12 protein-coding genes and 1 pseudogene are annotated in these 13,490 nt (G+C 71.5%); 5 read left to right on the top strand and 8 right to left on the bottom strand.

Features of this window, described 5'->3' with window-relative positions:
- The gene (locus AMK31_RS31155) at positions 1-420 is read left to right on the top strand and encodes a TOBE domain-containing protein (RefSeq protein WP_073944054.1); all 420 of its coding nucleotides are present in this window, start codon (positions 1-3) and stop codon (positions 418-420) included.
- 27 nt (positions 421-447) lie between these two features.
- On the opposite strand, the gene AMK31_RS31160 is transcribed toward AMK31_RS31155, so the two are convergent.
- The 4 genes from AMK31_RS31160 to AMK31_RS31175 all read right to left on the bottom strand — a co-directional run bounded on the left by AMK31_RS31160 (position 448) and on the right by AMK31_RS31175 (position 4,871).
- On the bottom strand, positions 448-2,388 hold the full coding sequence (locus AMK31_RS31160; RefSeq protein ID WP_073944055.1) for an ABC transporter permease: 1,941 nt from the start codon (positions 2,386-2,388) through the stop codon (positions 448-450).
- A 75-nt stretch (positions 2,389-2,463) separates the two neighbouring features.
- A complete protein-coding gene (modA, locus tag AMK31_RS31165) occupies positions 2,464-3,279 on the bottom strand; it encodes a molybdate ABC transporter substrate-binding protein (RefSeq protein WP_073944056.1) in 816 nt (271 codons plus the stop codon).
- 88 nt (positions 3,280-3,367) lie between these two features.
- A complete protein-coding gene (locus tag AMK31_RS31170) occupies positions 3,368-3,763 on the bottom strand; it encodes a TOBE domain-containing protein (RefSeq protein WP_073944057.1) in 396 nt (131 codons plus the stop codon).
- A 169-nt stretch (positions 3,764-3,932) separates the two neighbouring features.
- The gene (locus AMK31_RS31175) at positions 3,933-4,871 is read right to left on the bottom strand and encodes a DUF2199 domain-containing protein (RefSeq protein ID WP_158074560.1); all 939 of its coding nucleotides are present in this window, start codon (positions 4,869-4,871) and stop codon (positions 3,933-3,935) included.
- A 236-nt stretch (positions 4,872-5,107) separates the two neighbouring features.
- Between AMK31_RS31175 and AMK31_RS31180 the strand changes: the two genes are divergently transcribed.
- The 3 genes and pseudogenes from AMK31_RS31180 to AMK31_RS31190 form a co-directional block, all read left to right on the top strand.
- Complete coding sequence (locus AMK31_RS31180; RefSeq protein ID WP_073944059.1) at positions 5,108-6,319, top strand: NAD(P)/FAD-dependent oxidoreductase; 1,212 nt, start codon at positions 5,108-5,110, stop codon at positions 6,317-6,319.
- A gap of 80 nt (positions 6,320-6,399) precedes the next feature.
- Positions 6,400-7,353 carry a sigma-70 family RNA polymerase sigma factor gene (locus AMK31_RS31185; RefSeq protein WP_073944060.1) on the top strand — a complete coding sequence of 318 codons (954 nt, stop codon included), beginning with the start codon at positions 6,400-6,402 and terminating at the stop codon, positions 7,351-7,353.
- A gap of 21 nt (positions 7,354-7,374) precedes the next feature.
- Positions 7,375-7,565 (top strand): annotated as a pseudogene (locus AMK31_RS31190) (PPOX class F420-dependent oxidoreductase); the annotation flags it as partial.
- A gap of 23 nt (positions 7,566-7,588) precedes the next feature.
- On the opposite strand, the gene AMK31_RS31195 reads toward AMK31_RS31190, so the two are convergent.
- A complete protein-coding gene (locus AMK31_RS31195; protein ID WP_073944061.1) occupies positions 7,589-9,145 on the bottom strand; it encodes a serine hydrolase in 1,557 nt (518 codons plus the stop codon).
- Positions 9,146-9,339: 194 nt separating this feature from the next.
- On the opposite strand from AMK31_RS31195, the gene AMK31_RS31200 reads away from it, so the two are divergent.
- A complete protein-coding gene (locus tag AMK31_RS31200; protein WP_073944062.1) occupies positions 9,340-10,434 on the top strand; it encodes an LUD domain-containing protein in 1,095 nt (364 codons plus the stop codon).
- A gap of 47 nt (positions 10,435-10,481) precedes the next feature.
- Here AMK31_RS31200 and AMK31_RS31205 read toward each other — a convergent pair whose 3' ends face one another.
- The 3 genes from AMK31_RS31205 to AMK31_RS31215 form a co-directional block, all read right to left on the bottom strand.
- Entirely contained in the window at positions 10,482-10,685 is a 204-nt protein-coding gene (locus AMK31_RS31205; RefSeq protein WP_073944063.1) for a hypothetical protein, read from the bottom strand.
- Positions 10,686-11,128: 443 nt separating this feature from the next.
- Positions 11,129-12,325: a serine hydrolase domain-containing protein gene (locus AMK31_RS31210; RefSeq protein WP_079186999.1), complete on the bottom strand. Its 1,197-nt coding sequence runs from the start codon at positions 12,323-12,325 to the stop codon at positions 11,129-11,131.
- A gap of 130 nt (positions 12,326-12,455) precedes the next feature.
- Positions 12,456-13,304: a hypothetical protein gene (locus AMK31_RS31215; protein WP_073944064.1), complete on the bottom strand. Its 849-nt coding sequence runs from the start codon at positions 13,302-13,304 to the stop codon at positions 12,456-12,458.
- Positions 13,305-13,490 lie beyond the last annotated feature (186 nt).

The raw sequence follows: 13,490 nt of genomic DNA on the forward strand, positions 1-13,490 counted from the left end.
ATGACCCTGTCCATTCGTAACCAGCTCTCCGGCACCGTCACCGACGTCACCGCCGGCGAGGCCATGGCGTCGGTGAAGGTGCGCCTGGCCGGCGGCCAGGACATCACCGCCGCGATCACGGCCGACGCCGTCAGGGATCTCGGCCTGGCCGAGGGCTCCGCGGTCCGGGCCCTCGTGAAGTCCACCGAAGTCGCCCTCGCGACCGGGCCCGTCGACGGCATCTCCATCCGCAATCAGCTCGCGGGTTCCGTCACCGAGGTGTCGACCGGCGGCGCCATGGGTTCGGTGAAGGTCTCGGTCGACGGCGGTGAGCTGACCGCCGCGATCACGAGGGACGCGGTCGAGGACCTGCGGCTGAGCGCCGGTACCTCCGTCGTCGCGCTGATCAAGTCGACCGAGATCTCCCTCGCGACCGCCTGATCACGGGGCGGCGCCGACGGGTACCGCTCAAAGCGCCACCACCGTCGTCTCGGTGGCCTTGACGCTGGTCCAGACGGACACACCGTCGGCGAGACCAAGTTCGGCGGCGGCTTGAGGGGTGATCTCGGCGACGAGGTCGGGGGCCTGGTCGGAGGTGATCAGGACCCGCAGTCTGCTGCCGCTCGTGGTGATCTCGCGCACGGTCCCGGGCCAGACGTTCCGCGGACTGCCGGCCGGCCGCTCGCGGTGGACGGACACCGCCTCGGGCGCGACGATCCCGAGGGCGGGGGTGCCGGCCGGCGGCGGCTCGGCCGCGACCAGGGTGCCGCCCCCGTCGAGGGCGAGGCCTTCCCGGGTCGCCGTGCCCGGCCAGGCGTTGCGGCCGAGCATGCGGGCGACCCACGGGGAGCGGGGATGCCGGGTGACCTCGGCGGGCGAGGCGTCCTGCAAGGCGCGGCCGTCGTCGAGCACGAGGACGCGGTCGGCGAGCGAGACGGCCTCGACGGGGTCGTGGGTGACGATGAGACAGACGCCGCCGAAGCCGGACAGGTGGGCGCGCAGGGTGTGCCGTACGTGGGCGCGGGTGGTCTGGTCGAGGGCGGCGAGCGGTTCGTCCAGGACGAGGAGCCGCGGCCGGGCGGCCAGCGCCCTCGCGAGGGCGACACGCCCCGCCTGCCCGCCCGACAGCTGGGCCGGGCGGCGGTGGGAGAGGTGGCCGACACCGAGACGGTCGAGCCACAGCCGCGCCTCACGACGGGCCTCGGCGCGCGGGACGCCCTGGGCGCGCAGTCCGTACGCGGTGTTGGAGAGCGCTGTCAGATGCGGGAAGAGAGCCCCGTCCTGCGGCACCCAGGCGACGTGCCGGCGGTGCGCGGGCAGGCCGGTGACGTCCTCCTCCCCGAGGGTGAGGCGGGCGTGGGCGCGGGGGGTGAGGCCGAGGAGGGCCCGCAGCAGGGTGGTCTTGCCGGCGCCGTTGGGGCCCACGACGGCGATGGTGGTGCCGGGTTCGGCGTCCAGGGTGAGACGGGTGAAGCCGGTGACGTCGGCGTGCAGGGGCCACCGCTGCTCGGGCTGGGCGGGGCGGCGGACGTCGGGTGGCGGCACGGCCGTGACGGGGTCCGGGTCCGCCTGGGGAGCGTTGCGCCGGGACCGATCGCGACCGGCGGGGGCGCCCGTCCACCGCCCGCGCAGCGCGATCAGCACGGCCATGGCGATGGCGAGCAGCAGCAGCGACACGGACGTCGCGGCCTCCGGTTCGTCCTGCAGCAGGAGGTACACCTGCAGGGGCAGGGTCTGTGTCGTGCCGGGCAGGTTGCCGGCGAAGGTGATGGTCGCGCCGAATTCGCCGAGGGCCCGCGCCCACGTGAGAGCCGCGCCCGCGATGACCCCGGGAGCCACCATGGGCAGGGTGACCGTGAAGAACACCCGTACCGGTGAGGCGCCGAGGGAGGCCGCCGTCTCCTCGTAGCGCGGCCGCAGCCCGCCGAGGGCGCCCTCCAGGCTGATGACGAGGAACGGCATGGCGACGAAGGTGGCCGCGAGGACGGCGCCGGACGTGTGGAACGGGAGCGTGATGCCGAAGGTGTCCTCCAGCCAGGGCCCGAGCAGCCCGCGCCGGCCGAAGGCGAGCAGGAGCGCGACCCCGCCGACCGTCGGTGGCAGCACCATCGGCAGCAGGACGAGCGAGCGGACGAACGCCTTGCCCGGGAAGGGCACCCTGGCGAGCAGCCAGGCCAGCGGCACGCCGAGCAGCAGCGACAGACCGAGAGCCCAGAAGGAGACGAGGAGGGACAGCCGCAGCGCCTCGACGGTGCCCGGCGAGCCCAGATGGCCGGCGAGCTCACCCCACTCCGTCCGCACGAGGATGCCGATCAGGGGCAGGGCCAGGAACGCCACCGCCGCCACCGCGGGCAGCGCCAGCATGAGGGGCGGACGGCCGCCGGACTTACGTATGCCAGGTGATTGCATCACTGTGTTCCCGAAGACATGAGGAAAGGGGGCTGTCCGTCCGCTCCGGCTCCCGAGACGGACGGCCCTCGTCGGCTACGGCTTCTGGAAGCCCGAGTCCTGGAGGATCTTCTGACCCTCGGGCGAGCTCAGCCATGCCACGAACGCGGCGGCGGCCTCGGCGTTCTCCGAGTCCTTCAGCGTGGCGGCCGGGTACTCGGCGACGGCGTTCTGCGCGTCGGGGATCCGGACGGCGTCGACCTTGTCCGCGGCGCTCTCGGCGTCGGTCTTGTAGACGAGGCCCGCGTCGGCCTCGCCCAGCTCGACCTTGCTGAGCACGGCGCGGACGTTCGGCTCCTGGGAGACCGGCTTCACCGCGATCCCCTGCGCGTCCAGGATCTGCCGGCTGTACTTGCCGACGGGCACCTCGGGCGCGGCGAGGACGACCTTGAGATCGCCGTCCGCGAGGTCCTTCAGCTCGTCGACCTTGTGGGGGTTGCCCTTGCCTGTGGCGATGACGAGCCGGTTCCTCGCGATGATCGTCGGCGTGCCGGCGTCGGCCTTCACCTTGTCCATGCTCTTGGTGTCGGCGGTGACCAGAACGTCGGCGGGGGAGCCCTGGGAGACCTGCGCGACGAGCTCCTGCGAGCCGGCGAAGGAGAAGGTGATCTTCGTACCCGGGTGGGCCTTCTCGTACGCCGTCGCCGCCGTCTCGAAGACATCGGTGAGCGAGGAGGCGGCGAGGACCGTCAGGTCGGCCTGCGGCACGGCGTTCTCGGCCCCGGGGGCCGTGGAGGCGCCGGTGTCCTTCTCGGAGTCGTCGTCGCCGCAGGCGGCGAGCGCGGCGAGCAGGGCCGCGGTGAGGACGGCGGCGGCGGTACGGCGTCCGATGACGGTCGGGGTGCGGGACATCAGGATCTGAACTCCTTGGGGACGAGCGGAACGTCTGGAGCGAGCGGCCGGTCGCGCCCACGGCCGAGGTGTCTGTACGTCGTACGGTTCAGGTGCGGTCGATGTGCACGCTGGTCGACTTCACACGGGCGGTGGCCTGCATGCCGACTTCCAGTCCCAGTTCCTCGACGGCCTCGCGGGTGAGCAGGGAGACGAGGCGGTGCGGCCCGGCCTGGATCGTGACCTGGGCCGCGATGTCGTCGAGCTTGATCCCGGTGACGATTCCGGGGAAGGCGTTGCGCGCCGACGTGTACGGCGCGTCGTCGTCGCCCGTACCGGCCTGGGCGATCTCCGAGGAGAAGGCGGCGAGAGCCCTGCCGTCGATGAGCCGGCGGCCGCTCTCGTCGCGGTGGGTCGCGACCCGGCCCGCGTCCGCCCAGCGCCGCGCCGTGTCAGGGCTGACGCCCAGCAGACGCGCGGCCTGACCGATGGTGTAGGACTGCATGTGCGACACCGTAGGGCGGATACGCTCTCATCTGCAACAAAGTGGTGGGTCTCTCCATGGCGGATGAGAGGGGGGTCGTATGAAGGGACAAGAGTGCCTGCCGCGAGGAGATCGCCTCCGGTCGGCCGACCGTGCGGCAGTGCGCTGCCGAGGACTTCGTCCCGCTCCTCTACGGGAGTCGGATGTGCTCAGGTGATCCTTTCTGCGCGGGGTCGTTCCAGGACAGCGATCGCCACACGTGCTGGGCCCAGGCCAGGTCCTCCGGCGCCTGGTGGGAGCAGAACACCCCGGCGGCGGTGCCGGAGGCCGGCACTGTGAAGCCCCAGAGTTCGTGACGCTCGCGGCCGTGGTCGCGCGGGGTGAGCCAGAAGGCGTGCCGTACCCCCTGCGGGAGGCGTTCCGTGAGCCGCTGGTCCGGTGGCGGGACGGGCGCGCCGTCGAGCAGCGCGGCCAGGAAGTCCTCGGGAGCACGATCCGGGGTGTCGTCCTCGAAGACCGTGACGGCCACGCCTCGGTCCGGCCCGGTGAAATGGTCCGCGCCGTCGGCGTAGCGCGCCGTCAGACCCGCGGTGCGCTCGACGGACCAGTGCGACCCCAGGTCGGTGCGCACGGCGACGGGCAGCTCGTGCGGGAAGCGGCTGAGGACGTGGTCGCGGTCCCAGACGTTCTCCAGCAGGCGGGCGGCCGTCGGGTCATGGCCGGCGACGAGGTACGGCAGTTCCTCCGGGTCGCGGACCCGGGCCGTGACCGGGGCGCCCAGCAGCGCGTCCCCCCAGGGGCGTATCGCGTTGGCGAGCGTCCCGCGCAGGGACAGCCGCGCGTAGGCCGGGTCGTCCCACACGGCGTGGGCGTGCCGGAGCGTGTCGTCGTCGACCCGCACCCAGGTGCCCACGACCAGTTCGGTGTCGCCGGTCAGCCGGACGGGCAGCAGGCAGCGCAGGAAGGAGCCGACACCGTCCACGCGGAGCAGAGCGGACGGCCCCAGGAAGTGCCGGGCCTCCTCCGGCGCGGTGAGGGCCGCGTCCGGGAGACCGAACCGGACGTCGACGCGCCGCTCGTCGGTGAGGGGTTCTCCGCAGCAGGAACAGGAGGTCAAAGGGGTGTTCACGGCTCGCAGCCTAGACTCCGCCCCGCGCATCTCGTACGCGCCGACGAGGAGGCCCGTCAACTCGATGCACCCGGGAACCAGCGCCCGGGGACTCGACGCGAAAGCGAATCAGGGGCCTTGCCTGCCTCAGACCGAACCCGTCGCCCTGTGACTCATGCCACATGCGGTTCCTGTCAGCAATCGGGGCGCTGTCCCGCTCAAGTCACCGGGAGCAAGCGAACCGACGGGAGCGACACATGAAGCAGCACCGCAAGCACCGCATCGTCGTCCTCGGCGCCGGCTATGCCGGGGCCTACGTAGCCGGGAACCTCGCCCGCCGGCTTTCCCCGGCGGACACCGACATCACCGTGGTCAACGCCGAGCCGGACTTCGTCGAGCGGCTGCGGCTGCACCAGCTCGCCGCCGGCCAGGAGATCGAGGCCCGGAAGCTCACCGACGTCTTCGCGGGCACGGGGATACGGCTGCGCCTGGCCCGCGTCACCGCCGTGCACCCCGAGCGGCAGGTCGTCACCGTGGCCGACGCCGACGGCGGCGGCGACCTCGGCTACGACACGCTTCTCTACGCGCTCGGCAGCCACGTCGCCGACCACGGCGTACCCGGCGTGGCCGAGCACGCCTTCGACGTCGCCGGCCGGCCCTCGGCGCTGCGCCTGCGCGAACACCTGGACGGCCTGGGCAGGCGGGGCGAAGGCGGGCGTGTGCTGGTCGTCGGCGAGGGCCTGACCGGCATCGAGACCGCCACCGAGATCGCCGAGTCCCGGCCCGGCCTGTCCGTGACGCTGATCGCCGGCGGCGAGTTGGGCGCCCGGCTCTCCGCCGGAGCCCGCGGCCACCTGCGCCAGGCATGCGAGCGGCTGGGCATCACCGTCCTGGAGCACACCAGCGTGGCAGCCGTCGAAGCGACACGGGTGCTGTGCGCCGACGGCACCGCCCTGGCGTCCGACGCGACCGTGTGGACGGCCGGGTTCGCGGTCGGCCCCATCGCCGCCGCCGGCGGGCTGGAGGTCACCGACAGCGGCCGGATCGTCATCGACCGCACCATGCGGTCGGTCTCGCACCCGAACGTCTACGCCGCCGGCGACAGCGCCTACGCCATCGGCGTCAACGGCCGCCCCCTGCCGATGTCCTGTGCCTCGGCCGGCTACACCGGCCGGCAGGCCACGGACGCGATCGTGGGAAGCCTGACCGGCCGCGGCATCGCCGACACCAAGCTGGTCTACGTCGGCAACCACATCAGCCTCGGGCGGCGGGACGGCATCCTCCAGATGGTCGACGGCGAAGCGCAGGCGAAACCGAAGTACGTGGGCGGCCGGAAGGCCGCGCGGATCAAGGCGGGCATCCTCAAGGTCTCGCTGTGGGGCGTCTCGCACCCGACCTTCGGGATGCCCAAGCGGAAGCACCGCCTGGCCGCCGAGCCCAGCGCGTCCGCCAAGAGCGCCGTCGCCTAGCCGACCAGCCGACCAGCCGACCAGCCGAACCAGCCACCAGCCGAACCAGCCGACCAGCCGCCTAGCTCCAGGGGACCCGCGTGGACCGCACCGCCACTGATCGCTTCGACACCAGCCGGTTCGAGGCCGGCCGGAACCGGCTGGCCTCGCTGGCGTACCGGCTGCTGGGCTCCGCCGCCGATGCCGAAGACGCCGTCCAGGACGCGTTCCTGCACTGGCAGGCCGCCGACCGGCAGCGGATCGAGGTGCCGGAAGCATGGCTGACCAAGGTCGTCACCAACCTGTGCCTCGACCGGCTCCGCTCGGCACAGGCCCGCCGCGAACGCACCGTAGGCGCCTGGCTGCCCGAACCGCTCCTCGACGGCGACCCGATGCTCGGCCCCGCCGACACCTTCGAGCAGCGCGAATCGGTCTCGCTGGCCGTGCTGACCCTCATGGAGCGCCTGTCACCCCTGGAGCGGGCGGTCTACCTCCTGCGCGAAGCGTTCTCCCACAGCCACGCCGAGATCGCGGGGATCCTCGACATCACCGAGTCCGCAAGCCAGCAGCACCTCCACCGGGCCCGGCGCCGCATCACCGCCGCCCGCCGCCGCGGCGGCGAAGTCGACCCGGCAGCCGCCCGCAGGATCGTCGAGGAATTCCTCGCCGCCGCATCCTCGGGCCGCACCGAGGAACTGGTGGCGCTGCTCACCGACGACGCGACCGCGATCTCCGACGGCGCCGGCCTGACCGCGACGCTGCTGCGGTACGACACCGCGCAGCGCATCGCCGTCGTCGCACGGGCCGGCTTCAAGGCCACACCCGCGAAACGGCGCCTTGCGGGCGGCACGCCCGCCGTCCACTACGCCCTCGTCAACGGCGCCCCCGCCATCCTCTTCGTGCTCGGCGACCGGGTCGTCGGCGCCGTGACGTTCGACATCGCCCACGGCAAGATCGCAACCGTACGCGGCATCGCCGCCCCCACTCGCCTCACCCGTGTCACCGAAGCCTGGCGGCGGCACGAACCGGACACGCCGCTCATCAGCCAGTGGTGACGGACGCCGACGATGAGAACGCTGTACGCCTGGGACCCCGAAGCCCGCATGGTGCGGTTCTCGACGACGGCCGACCGGGTCAAGGCCGGATCCCGGACGCCGCGAAGCCCGAGGACGAAGCCGCGTTCCTGGAGCAGCTGGTCGCCGAACGCCGGGTGGTCGTCCGGCTGAAGGTGGGCAGGCTGTACGGCACAGCGCTCGACATCGACTGACCCGCCCCCCGGCGGCCGACGGATCATCTGGACGCCGAGTCGGTACGGGTGAACGTACCCAGTCCCTCAGCGTCCAGGTATTCGACGGTGAAGGACTTCCCGTCCGGGGCGAAGGTGACCCCGGTGAGACCGACGGCGTTCTCGCCGGCGGTCGGGAAGCTGAAGGTGTCGCCGTCGTAGTGCGTGAGCCGGTACGTCTGGGGCTCCGGCCCCAGCCGGAGCGTCAGGGTGCCGTCGGCACCGGCGACGACCTGCGCCCGCCCGTAGTAGTCGCTCTCGTACGTGCCCGTGTAGGCGCCGGCGGCCTTCGCGGGCGCGGCGTCGGAAGGCGGGTGGGCGTAGTCGGTCTTCGACCGGCCCGCCTCCATCTCCTGCTGGTACAGCGCGTCCACGAGGGGGATCCAGTCGCGGCTGATCTCGCCCGTCTGCGCGATGTCGAAGAAGTCGAGGGCGACGGCGTCGGCGACGCCCACCGGTGAGGTGTTGGTCAGGACGACGATGCCGAGCTGCTCGCCGGGCAGCATCGTGACGTTGGTGTGCGCGCCCTGCGCGAACGCTCCCGTGTGCGAGAGTCTGAGCCGCCCCTGGTCGTCGTAACTCACGTTCCAGCCGAAGCCGTAGAAGCCGGTCCGGCCGGCCGGGGCGTGAGGCGGGTTGGCGACCGACTCGGGCCAGTGAGTGCGCTCGAGCGCCTCGGCGTCGATGATCTGCCTGCCGTCGAGCTTGCCATTCGCGAGCTGAAGCCGCAGCCAGATCGCCATGTCCCGGGCGGTCGAACTGACGCCGCCGGCGGGGGACTGCGCGTCCGGGTCCCGTACGAACTCCGTCTTCCAGGTGCCGTCCGCCGTCCTGACGTGGCCCCAGGCCCGGTTGGCGGAATTCGCGTAGTCCTCGAAGCGTGAGCTGGTGGAGTTCATGCCGGCCGGCTTGTAGAGGGTGTCGGCGGCGAGCTTCTCCCAGGGCACGCCCTTCTCGTCGGCGACGGCCTGGGCGGCGGCCGTCAGACCGAAGTTGGTGTAGGCGTAGCTCGCGCGGAACGGCTCAAGGGGCTCGTAACGCAGGTGGGAGAGGATGTACGCGCGGTCGTAGCCGAGGTCTTCGAGGAGGTCCCCGGCGTGGTCGGGCAGGCCGCTGCGATGTGCGAACAGGTCGGCGACCGTCACGTGGGAGGTGACCCACGGGTCCTTGAGACGGAAGCCCGGCACGTTCGGGGCGACGGGCTTGCTCCAGCCTTCGACGCCCACGGCTCCGGAGACGACGGTGGACGCGATCGGCTTCGAGACGGAGGCGAGCTGGAAGACCGTGTCGGCGTCGACGGCGGCCCTCTCGCCGGCCTTCCGCACGCCGTACCCCTTCAGGTGGAGCACCTTGCCGTCGTGGACGACGGCGACGGCCACGCCCGACGCTCCGGTGCGCTTCATGGCCGCCTCGACCACCCCGTCGAGCCGGTCGACGGCCCGCTTCACATCCGCGTCGTCCAACTGGGGCGGCGGCTGCGGCGGGGGCGGCGAAGGCCCGGGCGCGGTGACGCCAAGGAGCGCCGTCAGCCCGGCCGCGGCAAGCGATCGCAGAGTGCTCACGTCTCCATTGAACGGCCGGCGACGAGGTCTGTCGCGGGCTGCCGGACAGGCCCAGTTCTCACTCTGTGTCGCGCGTCGGCTACAGCCGGCCTGGAGCGGTGAAGCGCGAGATCGGCGGCTCGCCTCACATTCGGGCGGCTGCGTTGTCGTACTGGTGAAGCCCGATACACCAGCCACAGGACAGGACACTCAGCATGAACGACTTCGCGGAGATCGCCGACCGAGTCGAGATCGACACACTGCGCGCCGAGTTCACCGACGCGGTGATGATGCGAGACTGCGCTCGCCTCGCCGAGCTGTTCACCCCCGACGGCGTTCTGCGCATGCCCAACATCCCGGTCGAGCTTGTCGGCCGGGAGGAGATTGTCACGGGACGCGAACGCCTGCAGAGCCAGTGGGACTTCTTCGTGCAGAACAGCCACCCGGGCACGATCCGGATCGACGGCGACACCGCCACCGGCCGCACCTACATGCAGGAGGTCGCGCGCCTGCTCGACGGCCGCTCAGGCACGAACTTCGCCGTCTATCACGACACTTACCGGCGTACGCCGGAGGGATGGCGGTTCGCCGAGCGGGTCTACGAGGTCCGGTACCTCGACACCACCCCGCTGGCGGGTTCGGCCCCCGGCGGTCGGGCAGCGGACGTCGGCGGGGCGGACGCGTCGGCCGAGGGGATGGCCGACGACTTCACCGCACCGGCGTCCGCCGAACGGCTGGACCGGGTGATCGCGGCGCTGCGGGCCAACGGCTTCACCGCCGAACTGCTCGACGACGCCGCGGCGGCCCGCGCCCGCATCAAGGATCTGATACCGGAGGGCGCGAGCGTGTTCACCGGGGCCAGCGAGACGCTTCGGCTCTCCGGCATCGCGGAGGACATCGAGGCGGGCGACCGCTACGACGCCGTCCGGCCGCGCGTGCTGAAGATGGACCGCGCCACCGAGTCCGACCGGATGCGCCGGATGGTGGCCACCCCCGACGTCTTCGTCGCCAGCGTCGCGGCCGTCACCGAGACCGGCTCGCTCGTCATCGCCTCCGGCAGCGGCAGCCAGCTGCCCGCCTCCGCCGGCGGCGCCGCGAAGGCGATCTGGGTCGTCGGGGCGCAGAAGGTGGTACCCGATCTGGACACGGCACTGCGCCGTGTCGAGGAGCACGCCCTCCCCCTGGAGAACGTGCGCGCCCAGGCGGTCTACGGGCAGCCGAGCGCGGTCAACCGCCTGCTCGTCCTCAACGCCGAGCCGCAGCCCGGACGCGGCACCGTGCTGCTGCTGCGCGAGGCCACCGGATTCTGACGTCCCGCGCGGTGAGGATGTGAGAACGCCGTGTGTGTGCCGGGGGCTCAGCGTCTGACGTGCACGGTGATCTGGACGGTGCCGGTCGCTGCTCCCAGGGTGGCGGTGGCGGCTGCGGCGGCCTCGTTGCCGGTGAGAGCGAGGATGAGGATGGTGCCGAGGATCGCGAGGGTGGTGACGACCGGCAGCCACGCGTAGGAACGGGCGGCAGACGGCTTCGTACGGGAAGAGGCGCGGTGCAGGGAGGTCATGGTTTCGGACTCCTTTCGACGACTGATAGGGCAGGCCAGCAGCCCGGTACGTCAGGTGGAGGGGGAGATCCCGACCCGTGAGTGACTTTCCTTGAGCACGTTTTCGCAGGGGACTTCTTTTGTCGAACGACGGCCTTCCGGACCGTCGGGGAAGCAACCGGGGCCGTCACTTGTGACTGGCCCCGGCGGAATGCCCGGCTGCTTAATCAATCCCGCACATCAGAGCCTGGCAGCCTGGCGATTCGAGGAGACGCATCCTGATCGCGGATGCTCTGATTGCGTGCTGTCGCACGGAGCTCTTCTGGCGTTTTAGGAGTGTTTCCATGACTTATTCTAGCTGGGGCTGATGGTTCGCCAGGCATATTCACAGGGTGTGTCGGACCGGTCCTTGACTACCTCGTTCCGGTCCATTACCGGGCTTATTCAGCGGTGATTGAGTCAAGTCACCGACCGGCTTGCGTCGTGCCGCAAAGGGCGTGGTCGATGAGGTCGTTCAGAGCGTCTTCCTGGCGAGCGGCGCTCTGAGGATCGGCGGAGCGGCTGTGCGCGGAGACGGTGACGGTGCGTCGGCCGTCCGTGGTGGTGGCGCTGCGGATGACGTATCCGAAGCCGCTTCCGCCGTGCCCGATGTAACCGCTGCCGCAGGACAGGGGCGTGAAGAACAGCCCGAGGCCGGCCTCGGTGCCCGCTGGGTGGCCGCTGTCCTGCGGTACTGGCACGGTGGCCCGCATGACGGCGAGTTCGGCGCGCTCCAGCAGCTTGCCGCCGGCCAGGGCGGCGAAGAAGCGGTTGAGGTCGCGGGCAGTGCCCGTCATGGAGCCGTCGGCCCCGCTGTCGAAGGGCCGATAGGGGATCGTGGTGTCGGCCAAGGGGCCGTCCACCGCGAATTGCTGGTAGTTGGACGCATGCGGATGCGGCAGGAAGGGATCGGTGCCCGGCGTGTCCGTCTGCCGCAGCCCGAGGGGGCTCAGGATGCGCTCGTGGACCTGCTGTTCCCAGGTGCGGCCGGTGACCTTCTCGATGATCATCGCGGCGAGTACGTAGTTCGTGTTGGAGTACGCCCAGCGGGTGCCCGCCGGGAAGGCGGGTTCATGGCGCATGGCCAGGGCGACCAGTTGTTCCGGCCGGTACGAACGCCACCGGTTGGCGAAGTAGGTCTGGGCACTGGGCTCGGGGAAGACGTCGTAGACGTAGTCAGGTAACCCGCTGGTGTGCTGCAGCAAGTCGCGGACCGTGATGGTCCGGCCGTCGTTTCCGGCTCCCGACACGACTCCGGGCAGCAGCTGTTCCACCGTCTGGTCGAGGGACAGCCGCTTCTCACCCACCAGTTGCAACGCGACGGTGGCGACGAACGTCTTGGTGGTACTGCCGAAGCGCACGTAGCCGGCCTTCGGAACCGGGCGGCGGCTGTCCAGATCACCCACACCCGAGCGGACAGTGGTGACCCCGCGCGGGGTCTCCAGCCGGACCGCCACGCCGGTGACTCCGGCGTCGCGCAGCGCATCCGCGTCCCGCTGCACGGCCTCGGTCACGGCGGAGGGACGTGGCGTGGCCGAGGCCGTGGCCGCCGGGAACGGCAGAGCTGACGCGGCCAGCGTCACGAGTACAGCAGCTGACAATCGGTAACGACGAAAGATCATGACCCGAGGCTAGGAACGGTACGTCGCCACTGGCCATCCGGGATGCGCCCCTGCTCGAACGGGTGCCAGCAGGATGGACGGCGGCTTCAGCGACCCTCGTCGCGCTCGTGGCCTACTGGTACCTGGTCGGTCAGTCGCCCGGTGTGGGGGAGGCGGCGGGTGTGCGGCCCGCCAGGACGTCCTCCAGCCGTTCGGTGCCCTGCTCCACCGCCGCGTTGACGGAGTCCTGAGCGCCACCGTCCAGGCCGCCGCCGGCCACGATGATCGCGTCCGTGCCGACGCGTACGACGGCGACGTCCATGGTGAGCGTGGTGGGTTCGCCGTCAGCCGTGCCCTTGACCGTCACTTCGAGCCCTTGCCGGGCATCGCCTTCGTCGGGCAGCGAGGTCTCGATGACCTCGACCGTGCGTTCGTCGCCCTCGGAGCCGGTCACGGTGAACTGGTCGCACTCGTCCGGCAGGGACGCGAGCCACTTCATGGAGTCGTCCAGGTCGGACTGGTCGTAGGTGCCGACCTGGTACAGCAGACGGGAGTTGCCTTCCTCGAAACCGGTCACCGCGAACGCGCCCGAGGGCTTGCCGAGCAGGTCCTCGCCGTAGAGGCCGTCGAGCAGGCGCTGGCATTCGGCGGCGTCCGCCTTGCCGGTGACGAACTCGTGGACGTCGACCGTGCCGATGAGCAGGCTGTCACGCCACTTCTCGGCGTCGTCCACCTGCGTCCAGTCCTCCTCGATGTCCGCCTCCGTGATCAGCGCCGTTTTCGCGCCGGACTCGGTCAGGGTGGCGGACGGGGAGGGGGAGGGGGAACGCCGGGCGGCGGGTGCGGCGGCCCGGGACTGCCCTGCGGTCGGCGACGCGGAGGCGTCCGAGCTCTGGTTCGCCTTGTCGTCACGGTCCGAGCAAGCCCCGGTGGCCAGCAGGGCGCCCGCCGCCATGGCGGCGGCGAGGACACGGGCGGGGCGGGACGGGCGTCGTGGCATGGCACGGCCTCCTAGGAGCGGAAACGCAGGAACAGAAACGCAGGGGAGTGGGGGGCGCAGGGGCGGGGGCGTAGGAGAAGGGGCGTAGGAGCAGGGGTGTTGCCCCCAGCGCACCACCGGACCGGACCGTCCACCAGCGCACACGGCCGTACGGGTGAGGCCGCGGCGCCCCGCCCGGTGGTCTGG

It is taken from the genome of Streptomyces sp. TSRI0107 (genome assembly GCF_001905845.1).
Classification (GTDB): Bacteria; Actinomycetota; Actinomycetes; order Streptomycetales; family Streptomycetaceae; genus Streptomyces.